9 protein-coding genes and 1 riboswitch are annotated in these 12,774 nt (G+C 60.8%); of the genes, 3 read left to right on the top strand and 6 right to left on the bottom strand.

The window, feature by feature from the left end; all coding sequences use genetic code 11:
* Positions 1–94: 94 nt before the first annotated feature.
* The 5 genes from pyk to CCR96_RS14790 all read right to left on the bottom strand — a co-directional run bounded on the left by pyk (position 95) and on the right by CCR96_RS14790 (position 7,292).
* Positions 95–1,543 carry a pyruvate kinase gene (pyk, locus tag CCR96_RS14770; RefSeq protein ID WP_201220867.1) on the bottom strand — a complete coding sequence of 483 codons (1,449 nt, stop codon included), beginning with the start codon at positions 1,541–1,543 and terminating at the stop codon, positions 95–97.
* A gap of 87 nt (positions 1,544–1,630) precedes the next feature.
* A complete protein-coding gene (locus tag CCR96_RS14775) occupies positions 1,631–2,812 on the bottom strand; it encodes a phosphoglycerate kinase (protein ID WP_201220868.1) in 1,182 nt (393 codons plus the stop codon).
* Between the two features lie 269 nt (positions 2,813–3,081).
* Positions 3,082–4,083 carry a type I glyceraldehyde-3-phosphate dehydrogenase gene (gap, locus tag CCR96_RS14780; RefSeq protein WP_201220869.1) on the bottom strand — a complete coding sequence of 334 codons (1,002 nt, stop codon included), beginning with the start codon at positions 4,081–4,083 and terminating at the stop codon, positions 3,082–3,084.
* A 101-nt stretch (positions 4,084–4,184) separates the two neighbouring features.
* Positions 4,185–6,197 carry a transketolase gene (gene tkt / locus CCR96_RS14785; RefSeq protein WP_201220870.1) on the bottom strand — a complete coding sequence of 671 codons (2,013 nt, stop codon included), beginning with the start codon at positions 6,195–6,197 and terminating at the stop codon, positions 4,185–4,187.
* A 537-nt stretch (positions 6,198–6,734) separates the two neighbouring features.
* Positions 6,735–7,292, bottom strand: coding sequence for a thioredoxin family protein (locus tag CCR96_RS14790; protein WP_201220871.1), 558 nt, complete (start codon positions 7,290–7,292; stop codon positions 6,735–6,737).
* Positions 7,293–7,645: 353 nt separating this feature from the next.
* Between CCR96_RS14790 and metK the strand changes: the two genes are divergently transcribed.
* The 3 genes from metK to metF all read left to right on the top strand — a co-directional run bounded on the left by metK (position 7,646) and on the right by metF (position 11,638).
* Positions 7,646–8,815: a methionine adenosyltransferase gene (metK, locus tag CCR96_RS14795; RefSeq protein WP_201220872.1), complete on the top strand. Its 1,170-nt coding sequence runs from the start codon at positions 7,646–7,648 to the stop codon at positions 8,813–8,815.
* 129 nt (positions 8,816–8,944) lie between these two features.
* Positions 8,945–9,029: riboswitch (S-adenosyl-L-homocysteine riboswitch) on the top strand.
* Positions 9,030–9,049: 20 nt separating this feature from the next.
* Positions 9,050–10,456, top strand: a complete 1,407-nt coding sequence (ahcY, locus tag CCR96_RS14800) for an adenosylhomocysteinase (protein ID WP_201220873.1) — start codon at positions 9,050–9,052, stop codon at positions 10,454–10,456.
* Between the two features lie 324 nt (positions 10,457–10,780).
* Complete coding sequence (gene metF / locus CCR96_RS14805) at positions 10,781–11,638, top strand: methylenetetrahydrofolate reductase [NAD(P)H] (RefSeq protein ID WP_201220874.1); 858 nt, start codon at positions 10,781–10,783, stop codon at positions 11,636–11,638.
* A gap of 854 nt (positions 11,639–12,492) precedes the next feature.
* Here metF and cowN read toward each other — a convergent pair.
* On the bottom strand, positions 12,493–12,774 hold the full coding sequence (gene cowN / locus CCR96_RS14810; RefSeq protein WP_201220875.1) for a N(2)-fixation sustaining protein CowN: 282 nt from the start codon (positions 12,772–12,774) through the stop codon (positions 12,493–12,495).

Genomic DNA, 12,774 nt, shown 5'->3' on the forward strand with positions numbered 1-12,774 from the left:
TTCTCCTCTGTCGTTGAAAATGAAAGGTTGGCTCAAAAAGTCGGATGCCGATGTAACATTCGGATGTAACATTCGGATGTAACAATCGGATATATCAATCGCCGGCTAGCAGCCGATGCTCGCCGACACGCATGATCTTCATGATGTTGGTCTGCCCCTCGACACCGGATCGATCGCCCTTGGTGATCAGCACCAGATCGCCCTCTTGGACGGTGCCATGGCGCAGCAGTTCTTCGATGACCTCCATGTTCACCTCGTGAATGTTAGTACTCGAGACATCGAATCTTACCGGATAGACGCCGCGGAAAAGGGTTACTTTTCGACGGGTTGGAACCTGACGGGTCATCGCATAGATGGGGATGCCAGAGCTGATGCGCGACATCCACTTGACCGTTGAGCCAGACTCGGTCAGGGCCGCAATCGCCTTCACACCGAGATGGTTGGCGGTGTACATGGTGGCCATGGCGATGGCCTCATCGACACGACCAAAGACGGCATCGATGCGATGGCCAGAGCGGCGCACCAAGCGTTCCTTCTCGGCCTCGGCGCAGATACGCGACATCGCCTCGACCACCTTGGCGGGATTCTTACCCACCGACGTCTCGGCCGAGAGCATCACCGCATCGGTGCCATCGAGTACCGCATTGGCGACGTCGAAGACCTCGGCTCGGGTTGGGATCGGGTTCTCGATCATCGACTGCATCATCTGCGTCGCGGTAATCACCACACTGTTGCGATCGCGCGCCATGCTGATCAGTCGTTTCTGCACCGCTGGCAACTCAGCGTCACCGATTTCAACCCCGAGATCACCGCGCGCCACCATCACCGCATCAGACGCATCAATGATATCTTCAAGTGCGGTCAAGGCCTCCGCGCGCTCGATCTTGGCGACGATGCCGCCCTTGCCACCGGCCTCCTCGAGCAACTGCCGTGCAAGCCGAACGTCATTGCCGTTGCAGACAAACGAGACCGCGACATAGTCGGCCTTGACCTCGGCGGCAAAGACGATGTCAGCCTTGTCCTTCTCGGTTAAGGCTGGCGCTGAGAGTCCACCGCCCTTCTTGTTGATGCCTTTGTTATTCGATAGCTTGCCGCCGAGCACGACAGTACAGTCGATGCGTGTGCCAGAGACCGCCTTGACCAGCAGCTCAATCGCTCCGTCATCGAGTAGCAACAGGTCGCCTGGAGCCACATCATCGACCATACTCGGTAAGGTTGTGCCGACGCATGTGCCGTCGCCACCATCGAGTGGACAAGCGGCATCGATGGCAAAATCCGCGCCCTCGGCCAGCTCGACTGCACCTTCGGCAAAGCGGCCGATGCGGATTTTTGGCCCCTGCAAATCAACCAACAGCCCGAGCGGATGGCCTTTGGCGAGGGCAGCCTCACGAACGCGGCGAGCGCGCTCCCGATGGCGATCATGCGAATCGTGCGACATATTCAGCCGCACCACATTGAGGCCCGCATCCATCATGGCTTCGAGCACACCGGGCGCATCGGTAGCAGGGCCGAAGGTCGCAACGATCTTGGTACGTCTTGGCATATTGTGTTTGCTTCACTCAGAAAGATCGCGCTCTGCGCAGACGCAAAGATCCAGCGATGACGAAGATCCAGCGATCATCCAGGTGGGTTAGCCCTTGGCGCGCGCTTCGAGCATCGCCACGGCCGGCAAGGTCTTGCCTTCGAGGTACTCGAGGAAGGCACCGCCAGCGGTCGAGATGTAGGAGACGCGATCATAGATGTCGTACTTTTGGATCGCCGCGATGGTGTCGCCACCGCCGGCCAGGGTAAAGGCTTCGGTCTCAGCGATCGCCATCGAGATGGTCTTGGTGCCCTCGCCAAACTGATCGAACTCGAACACGCCAACCGGGCCGTTCCAAACCACGGTACCGGCATTCTTGATGATCTCAGCGAGCGCATTGGCGCTGTCTGGGCCAATGTCGAAGATCATGTCGTCATCTTCGACCTCGGCCACCGGCTTGGTCACCGCCGGCTCGTTCTCATCGAACTGTTTGCCGCAGACCACGTCGGTCGCAATCGGGATGGTGGCGTTGTTGGCGGTCATCTTCTCCATCAGCGCCTTGGCGGTATCGACCAGGTCGTCCTCACAGAGCGACTTGCCAACCTGATGCCCAGCGGCCTTGATGAAGGTGTTGGCGATACCGCCGCCGACCACCAGCTGATCGACCTTGGTCGACAGCGCCTCGAGCACGGTCAGCTTAGTCGAGACCTTGGAGCCACCGACGATCGCGACCATTGGCCGCTTGGGCTCGGCCAGTGCCTTCTGCAGCGCGTCCAGTTCTTCAGCCAGCAGCAGACCAGCGCAGGCATCTGGGGCGAACTTGCCAGCGCCATGGGTCGAGGCCTGGGCGCGGTGGGCGGTGCCGAAGGCATCCATCACGTAGACATCGCAGAGTGCCGCGTACTGCTTCGAGAGTGCCTCATCATCCTTCTTCTCGCCCTTGTTGAAGCGGACGTTCTCAAGCAGCACCAACTCGCCATCGGCAACCTCGGGAGCTGTTTCCAGATAGTCCTTGACCAAGCGCACCTCACGGCCCAGCTTCGCGCCAAGGTCAGCGGCGACCGGCGCCAGCGAGTTCTCCTCCGAGTAGACGCCCTCTTCCGGACGCCCCAGGTGCGACATCACCATGACCTTGGCACCGGCCTTAATGCAGTGCTCGAAGGTCGGCAGCGAGGCGCTGATGCGCGCATCAGAGGTGACCTTGCCGTTCTTGACCGGGACGTTGAGATCAGAGCGGATCAGAACCCGCTTGCCGGCCAGATCAAGATCGGTCAGTTTGGTAAAGGACATAGCAGAGGGCCTCATCGAGATGGTGTTAAAAAGCGGTGAGCGATTGGGAAAACCGGCCAGGCTTTCCGCATCGTTCCTGCCGCGCTGTTCAGACAGGCGCGTTTAGCTCGAACAGCCATTTCTATTGGCTGCAGTCTGCCTACCGGCTTGTCGTTTGCCCGAGTCCGCAGACTCAGGTTGCGCGTCGATCTGCGCCGAATCATGGCTTGCGATCGGTGGGCTGGACGGTTGCAACCCGCCCTACCCACCGAACAGCGATCTCAGCTCATTCAGCCAGCAACATGCTGCGCCAGACGCAGGAAGTTGCAGGTGTAGCCGTACTCGTTGTCGTACCAGGCGACGACCTTGACGAAGGTGCTATCGAGCATGATGCCAGCGCCGGCATCGAAGATCGACGGCGTGCCCTTGCCGCGGAAGTCGGTCGAGACGACCTTGTCTTCGGTGTAGGCCAGCACGCCAGCGAGATCACCAGACTCTGAGGCCGCCTTCATTGCCGCGCAGATGTCCTCGTAGCTCGCATCCTTGTTCAGCTCGCAGGTCAGGTCGACCACCGAGACGTCCGAGGTCGGCACGCGGAAGGCCATGCCGGTCAGCTTACCGTTGAGCTCCGGCAGTACCTTGCCGACCGCCTTAGCGGCGCCGGTCGAGGACGGGATGATGTTCTCAAGGATGCCACGACCGCCGCGCCAGTCCTTCTGCGACGGACCATCAACGGTCTTCTGGGTCGCGGTGGCGGCATGCACGGTGGTCATCAGACCACGCTTGATCCCCCAGTTGTCGTTCAGCACCTTGGAGACCGGCGCCAGACAGTTGGTGGTACATGAGGCAGCGGAGATGATCGCCTGGCCATCATAGGTGTTGTGGTTGACGCCATAGACGAACATCGGCGTGGCGTCTTTCGAGGGCGCGCTCTGCACCACCTTCTTGGCACCCGCATCGATGTGTGCCTGGCAGCTCTCGGTGGTGAGGAAGAAGCCGGTGCACTCGAGCACCAGATCAGCACCGACGTCGCCCCAAGCTAGCTTCGACGGATCGCGCTCGGCGGTGAGGCGAATCGCGTTGCCGTTGACGGTCATGGTGTTGCCATCGACCGAGATATCGCCATCGAAGTTGCCATGTACCGAATCGTACTTGAGCATGTAGGCCAGGTAATCGGGATCAAGCAGGTCGTTGATGCCGACGACCTGCATGTCCGGAAAATCTTTCGCGATTGCGCGGAAGGCCATACGACCGATACGACCGAAGCCGTTGATGCCAACTTTAAGTGTCATGGGATAACTCCTCGTAGACGAATACTAAAGAACGGGTGAGAGCGAGATTCACCCTGTCAGCGCAAGCCACCGCGCGCTGAACAGGGCGATCGATATAGGCCTTAGAGCAGGCTGTCGACGGCCTCGGCGACGGCCTCGGCGGTGACGCCAAACTCCTTGTAGATCGCCGGTGCTGGAGCGGACTCGCCGAAGCGGTCGACACCGATGGTCTTGCCATGCATGCCGACATACTTCGGCCACAGGCTGGTAACGCCAGCCTCAACCGCGACGCGCGCCTTGACAGCATCCGGCAGCACCGACTCCTTATAGGCCGCGTCCTGGGCGTCGAAGGTATCCATTGAGGGCATAGAGACGACCCGAATCTTGCGGCCCTTGGCGCTCAGTTGCTCAGCCGCCGCCGTCGCCAGCTCGACCTCGGTGCCGGTGCCGATGATGATCGCGTCTGGAGTGCCGTCGCAGTCGCGCAGTACATAGGCGCCCTTCTCGATCGCGCGCATCTGCTCCTCAGTGCGCTGCATGTGCGGCGCGCCCTGGCGGGAGAAGATCAGCGCGGTCGGTGCTTCGCTACGCTCGATCGCAAGCTTCCAGGCCACCGCGCTCTCGACTGCATCACAGGGACGCCAGGTCGACATGCGCGGGGTCAGACGCAGGATCGAGACCTGCTCGACCGGCTGATGGGTTGGGCCGTCTTCGCCAAGACCGATCGAATCGTGGGTGTAGACGAAGATCGGATTAATCTTCATCAGCGCCGCCATGCGCACCGCATTGCGGGCGTATTCCATGAACATCAGGAAGGTAGCGCCATAGGGCTTGAGGCCACCATGCAGGGTCACACCATTCATGATGGCCGACATGCCGAACTCACGCACGCCGTAGTAGACATAATTGCCGCTAGCGTCGTTCGGGCTCACGCCCTTGGCGCCAGACCAGAGCGTTAGGTTGGAGCCGGCCAGGTCGGCTGAGCCGCCAAGCAGCTCGGGCAACAGCGGAGCAAAGCCGTTGATCGCATTCTGCGAGGCCTTGCGCGTCGCGATCTTCTCGGCCTTGGCGTCGACGGCCTTGATGAACTCCCAGGCCTTAGCGTCGAAGTCTTCAGGCAGCGCGCCAGCCATGCGGCGCTCGAACTCAGCAGCCTCGGCCGGGAAGTCGGCTTTATAGGCAGCGAACTTTTGGTTCCAAGCAGCCTCGGCGGCCGCACCACGGGTCTTCGCATCCCAACCCGAGTAGACCGCCTCTGGGATCTCAAACGGCGGGTGCGTCCAGCCCAGTGCCTCGCGGGTCAGTGCGATCTCGTCGTCGCCGAGCGCGGCGCCGTGACATTCCTCTTTGCCTTGCTTGTTCGGCGAGCCGAAACCAATGATGGTCTGGCAGCAGATCAATGTTGGCTTGTCCGTGACCGCCCGCGCCTCCTCGATCGCCGCCTTGACGGCCTCGGCGTCATGGCCATCCACCTTCGGGATCACATGCCAGTTGTAAGATTCAAAGCGCTTAGGCGTGTCGTCCAGGAACCAGGCTGGGGTATCGCCATGCCCACGCACCTCACCGTCGATCGAGATATTGTTGTCATCGTAGAAGGCGATCAGCTTGCCCAGGCCGAGGGCTCCAGCCAGCGAGCAGGTCTCGTGCGAGATGCCTTCCATCAAGCAGCCATCACCGAGAAAGACATAGGTGAAGTGATCAACGATCTCATGGCCGGGCTTGTTGAACTGCGCAGCCAGCACCTTCTCGGCCAGCGCCATACCAACGCCGTTGCTGACGCCCTGACCAAGTGGACCGGTGGTGGTCTCGATGCCTGGCGCATAACCATACTCGGGATGGCCTGGGGTCTTGGAGTGCAGTTGGCGGAACTGTTTGATGTCCTCGATACTCAAATCGTAGCCAGTGAGATGTAGCAACGAGTAGAGCAGCATCGAGCCATGGCCATTCGAGAGCACGAAGCGATCGCGGTCAGGCCAGCTCGGATTCTCCGGATTGTGCTGCATGTAGTCGTTCCACAGCACTTCGGCAATATCTGCCATGCCCATTGGCGCGCCCGGGTGTCCAGAGTTGGCTTTCTGGACCGCATCCATGCTAAGCGCACGGATGGCATTGGCTAGTTCTCTGCGTGAGGACATCTGCCCCTCCTGATCAAGTTTCTTTCGGGTGACTAAGTTATTCGTCAACGTACGAGCGCGCCTCGACCCAGGTGGCCGCGGCGGCTAGTTCGTCTGCACGGCAGCGGATCGCGCGTCGTTGCTGTAAGGACCCGAGCCCAAGCGGGGATAGCCGACTTGGAGGTCAATGCCCTGGAAATTCGTCTGGATGGCAAATGCGGTCGAGCAGCCGAACGCCCGGGCAAGGCCGCTGCTGACAGCGGGCATGAGCGGATTATTCTCGCCGAAACCCGACCGATTAGCCAAGATAATTGCCTCGATTCAGGCTCGAGCTGCGTTACCAGATCCCAATATTAAGGATTACTGAAGCGTTTTGCGCAAGTACTCTCGGCTGCATCAGATCCTCACGACCCCCTCATGCAGACTCGGATCTCGAGCCAGGCGAAACACTTAGGGGAGATACCTCAGAAGAGACCTCATTCAGATTATCCGGGGCGGACCGATCCCTCGGCACGCAAGTCGACCCTCGGCTGACTCGATGATCAATCATCCCGCCGATCAATCATCCCGCCACTTGATCGAGCAACCGACACTCGGGATCTGATGCTCGGGGCCGCGGCCGGTCTCGGCGACCTGCTTCATCGCCTCGAACAGATCCCGGCGGACGCCTTCCGGAGCGGTCTCCTTGCGACTTTCGTCGAGCCGGCCTCGATACTGCAGCTCAAGCGCAGCATTGTAGCCAAAGAAATCCGGCGTACAGATCGCTCCGAACGTCTTGGCAACCTGCTGACTCTCATCAAGAAGATAGGGAAACGGAAAATCGAACTCGAGCGCGACCGCCTTCATGTTCTCGAACGAATCTTCAGGATAGTCTGCAGGGTCATTCGCCATGATGGCGACGCTGCCAACCCCAAGCGTCATCAGCTCGCGCGCGTCGCGCACCAGTCGCTCGCGAACCGCCTTCACATACGGACAGTGGTTGCAGATGAACATCACCAACAGGCCGTTAGGACCCACACAGTCATCACGCCGCCAGGTCCGACCATCGACCCCTAGCAGCGCAAAGTCAGGCGCCTTCTGACCAAAGTCGCAGACCGGCGTTTCGAGTGAAACCATCGCTCATAACCCTCCTAAGCACTCAACTTTACGGACGGCCTATGGTAACCCAACAGCACCCCAAACCTAAGGCGCTGAGTACGATAAAAACGAGCCATCGAGTGCGATCTTCAAGCAACCGATTAGCCCCCGCAGACCCTCTTCAGCGAGTTGTTTTTGCTAAGATAACGCGTGCCGAGAAGGATCTCGCGCGAGGCCCTTGATTAGCCGGCTCAGTAGCCGGCTCCCCTGTGAACGCGCTCGCTGATCGTTTACACTGGTTTGCTCTCGTCGAATGATTAACCGTTCGCAACCTGGCACAACCGGCCTTCTGCCGGCAGCCTAGGCGAACCCTAACGAGAGACCTACTATTTATGTCAGAGAATTTCATCTTCACTTCGGAGTCGGTCTCCGAGGGCCATCCGGACAAGGTCGCCGACCAGATCTCGGATGCCGTCCTTGACAACATCCTCGCCAACGACAGCAACCCCGAGCACGCTCGGGTGGCCTGCGAGACCATGATCAAGACCGGCGCGGTGATCGTCGCCGGCGAGATCACCACCGACCACTGGGTCGACTTCGACGAACTGGTGCGTGGCGTCGTCAACGATATCGGCTACAACAACTCCGATGTCGGCTTCGACGGCAGCACCTGCGCGGTGATGTCGCTGGTCGGCAAGCAGTCGACCGATATCGCCCAGGGTGTCGACCGCACCAGCCCCGAGGAGCAAGGCGCTGGCGACCAGGGCCTGATGTTCGGCTACGCCACCAACGAGACCGATGTGCTGATGCCGGCACCGATCACCTATGCCCATCGGTTGGTCGAGCGCCAATCCGAGATGCGCAAGGAGAACGTGCTCGAATGGTTGCGTCCGGACGCCAAGAGCCAGGTCACCATGCGCTACGAAGGCGGCAAAGTCGCCGCGGTCGATGCCATCGTGCTCTCCACCCAGCACGACCCAGACATCGACTACAAGCACCTGCAGGAAGCGGTGATGGAGAACATCATCAAGCCGGTGATCCCGACCGAGTGGATGCACAAGGACACCAAGATCCACATCAACCCGACCGGCAGCTTCGTCATCGGCGGACCCGTCGGCGACTGCGGCCTGACCGGGCGTAAGATCATCGTCGACACCTATGGCGGCATGGCCCGTCACGGTGGTGGCGCCTTCTCCGGCAAGGACCCGTCCAAGGTCGACCGCTCCGCCGCCTACGCGGGTCGTTACGTGGCCAAGAACATCGTTGCCGCCGGCCTCGCCGAGCGCTGCGAGATCCAGGTCTCCTATGCCATCGGCGTCGCTGAGCCGACCTCGATCTCGGTCGAGACCTTCGGCACCGCCAAGATCGACGAAGACCGCATTGCCCTGCTGGTGCGCGAGCACTTCGACCTGCGCCCCTACGCGCTGATCAAGATGCTCGATCTGGTCAAGCCGATCTATCGCAAGACCGCCGCCTATGGCCATTTCGGACGCGAGCTGCCCGAGTTCAGCTGGGAACGCACCGACAAGGCCGCGGCACTGAAGGAGGCGGCTGGACTCTAAGACGACTCAGGGCGTGATGCCAGCCCGGACGATGCATCGCGAGCGATTCAGGGTCCGCCTTCGAGGCTGCATCGCCATCCCGAAACAGGGAGTTTCCCTGTCAACGGAACCTCACACTGTCCCCCTATCCCACGCGAGGAGCGCTGCAACAGGACGCCATCTCGTCCTGCCAGGCTCGCGAAGGGACCATTCAGATCAACGGCGCTCACTCAAGATACTCAGGAGCTGAATACCATGAGTGAGTTCAACGACTACAAGGTTGCCGACATCACCCTCGCCGACTTCGGCCGCAAAGAGCTGGACATCGCCGAGACCGAGATGCCCGGTCTGATGGCGCTGCGCAAGAAGTACGGCCCGAGCCAGCCGCTCAAGGGCGCGCGCATCACCGGCAGTCTGCACATGACCATCCAGACCGCGGTGCTGATCGAGACCCTGGTCGAACTCGGCGCCGAGGTGCGCTGGTGCTCGTGCAACATCTTCTCGACCCAGGACCATGCCGCCGCCGCCATGGCCGCGCGCGGCATCCCGGTCTATGCCTGGAAGGGCGAGACCCTGGAGGAGTACTGGTGGTGCACCGAGCAGGTGGTGAACTGGCCCGATGGCAAGGGCCCGAACATGATCCTCGACGACGGCGGCGACGCAACCCTGCTGGTGCACAAGGGCGTCGAGTTCGAGAAGGCCGGCGCCGTGCCCGCGCCGACTGCCGATGACGACGAAGAGATGACCGCTGTGCTCGGCGTTCTCGGACGCACCTTCGAGCGCGACCGCGAGCATTGGCACAAGCTGGCCAAGGACATCCGCGGCGTCACCGAAGAGACCACCACCGGCGTGCATCGCCTCTACGAGATGTTCAAGAAGGGCACCCTGCTGTTCCCGGCGATGAACGTCAACGACTCGGTCACCAAGTCCAAGTTCGACAACCTCTACGGCTGTCGCGAGTCATTGGTTGACGCGATCAAGCGCGCCACCGATGTGATGATCGCCGGCAAGGTCGCGGTGGTCTGCGGCTACGGCGATGTCGGCAAGGGCTCGGCCGCCTCGCTGCGTGGCCTCGGCGCCAACGTCTGGGTCACCGAGATCGACCCGATCTGCGCCCTGCAAGCGGCGATGGAAGGCTACCGCGTGGTGCGTCTCGAGGACGTCATCGATCAGGTCGACATCTTCGTCACCGCCACCGGCAACCGCGACATCATCACCTACGACCACATGGCCGGGATGAAGGACCAGGCCATCGTCTGCAACATCGGTCACTTCGACAACGAGATCCAGGTCAACAAGCTCAAGGATCTGGAGTGGATCGAGATCAAGCCACAGGTCGATCAGATCATCTTCCCCGATGGTCATCGCATCACCCTGCTGGCCCGTGGTCGCCTGGTCAATCTTGGCTGCGCCACCGGCCACCCGAGCTTCGTGATGTCGAACTCGTTCACCAACCAGGTCCTGGCCCAGATCGAGATCTTCAACAAGCCGGATGCATACCCACTCGGCGTGCACATCCTGCCCAAGCATCTCGACGAAGAGGTCGCGCGGCTGCACTTGGAGAAGGTTGGCGCCAAGCTGACTCAGCTCTCGCCCGAGCAGGCCGCCTATATCGGCGTCACCGTTGAGGGGCCGTTCAAGTCGGACCACTACCGGTACTAAGCAGTACTAAGCGGTACTCAGCGGCATCGTGCCCGAGCCTCGCTGCGAGCGGCGCTTGGGCTGATGCTTGCTGATCCTTGCGACGCACGGCCCTGAGCATCGCCTGCCCAGGGCCGTTTTCGTACCGATCCCCGGACCCTGTCGGCGACGCGCGCCGGCGCACGACCTTGCACTAGGCGCCCACAGAGAGCGGTTATCGGCGCCTAGCGCTCATGGTGCGTCGCCCCGGAACCAAAGCCCCTGCTTCTGGGTATCGGACAGCGCACGTCGCCACCCCGGACGATAAAAACCTCAGTTTCACGGTAAAGACGAGCGGAGATCCCCATGACCGATCTCAACGACCGCACCTTCAGCTTCGAGCTGTTCCCGCCCAAGACCGACGAGGGCATGGACAAGCTCAAGACCACCGTCCAACGGCTCAACGCCGTCAATCCACGGTATTTCTCCTGCACCTATGGCGCCGGCGGCTCGACCCGCGAGCGCACCTTCGCCACCGTCGACTGGCTGCGCGAGCAAGACATCGACACCGCCCCGCATCTGGCCTGCATCGGCTCGGAGAAGAACGAGATCCGCGACATCGTCGGCCATTACATCGACAAGGGCATCAACCGCCTGGTCGCGCTGCGCGGTGACATGCCCTCCGGCATGGGCCGCACCGGCCTCGGCACCTTCCGCTATGCCAACGAACTGGTGAGCTTTCTACGCGAGGAATACGGCGATCGCTTCACCATCGAGGTTGCCGCCTACCCCGAGTTCCATCCGCAGGCGCGCAATGCACAGGCGGATCTCGAGAACTTCAAACGCAAGGTCGAGGCCGGCGCTGACGCAGCGATCACACAATATTTCTATAGTGCGGAGGCCTATTTCTGGTTTGTCGAGGAATGTCAGCGGATGCAGATCGAGGTGCCCATCGTTGCTGGCATCATGCCGATCAGCAACTATTCGCAGCTGGCGCGCTTCTCAGATGCCTGCGGCGCCGAGATCCCGCGCTGGATCAGAAAACGACTCGAAGGCTTTGGCGATGACAAGGACTCGATCCGTCGCTTCGGCCATGATGTGGTGCTCGAACTCTGCCAGCGGCTGCTCGATGGCGGCGCGCCCGGGCTGCACTTCTACACCATGAACCAGTCGGCACCGACGCTGAAGCTCTGGCGCGAGCTTGGCTTGCCCGAGGCTGGCTAGCCCGCACATCGCGGCACTGGTTGATCGGGGTTGATCGGGGTTGATCGGGGTTGATCGGATCAACGCCAGAGCATGGGTGGAGACACAAAGCCGATGCCGCTCGCACTGCCCTCAGTGCGGGCGGTCTTTGACTTCAGGCTGGATCAGGCCGCAACACCTCAATGGCCTGGTCAACTCGTACTGGCCGAGAGAGATCGCCAACTTTACGCAGCAAATTGAAATCCTAGAGAGAATCCTAGCGGAGCGGAAACGATGAGCAAGCAACAAGATGCACTGGTCGTCCTCGGTATCATCGCGGTGGCTTTTCCAGCATTTGGCGCAGACTGATTCGTATCGTCAATCACAAAGATGCACCGCTTGTTATTGAATCGTTCCTTGCTCAGCTAGGGCAATAGAAAATTTCGGCATAAGTAGCGAAGAAGCACAAAACAGACGTGTGAAATATCTCATGAGTTTCTCCTGATTCTACTAACGACAACGCTCACCCGCCGCGCGGGGCAGCAGTGACGCGGCATTTTTAACACACCAAGGCCGCAGCGCTGCAGAAGTCCCGCGCGGTCGGGCGTAGCAGCTTGTTGGCCCAGAGCGTGCCTGGCAACTGCCCTCAGCACAAACACCGCACCCTCTTCCGTCAACACCAGTCACTTATGCAGCGACTGATCGCCGAGAGGGGAAACTGGACGATCTCGTACGGGCGAAGCGATCACGGCGGCTTTCGGTAGTGCTGGAGCCTGGAGAGGTTGCGCGCTTACTGAATGAGCTTGAGGGCACGCAGCAACATCTCATGGCGTCATCTCATGGCGTCATCTCATGGCGTCGTTGCTATATGGAACGGGGGTGCGGCTAAGTTCGCGCTAGCAGCACTCGACCTCCAACGCCTCAAGCATCGCTTCCAGCTCAGTCTCATCCCAACGCTCGAGCAGCTCGCGCAGGTGGTTGATATGGCAGTGGATGTGATAGAGCGCATCGTGCTTGGGGCCATTGCGGCCCTCAAGCTTAGCCTCGAAGTAGCTCCAGAAGGGATCATCGCGCTCGCCGGCGCGCATCGCGTTGCGTAAGGCGGTGACGAAGCGCTCGGCGTTTCCGTCGCAATCGATATCGCGGAAGCTGATGTAACGGTCAGGACGCTCGAGCAT

The sequence above is a fragment of the Halochromatium roseum genome, from assembly GCF_016653315.1.
Lineage (GTDB): Bacteria > Pseudomonadota > Gammaproteobacteria > Chromatiales > Chromatiaceae > Lamprobacter > Lamprobacter roseus.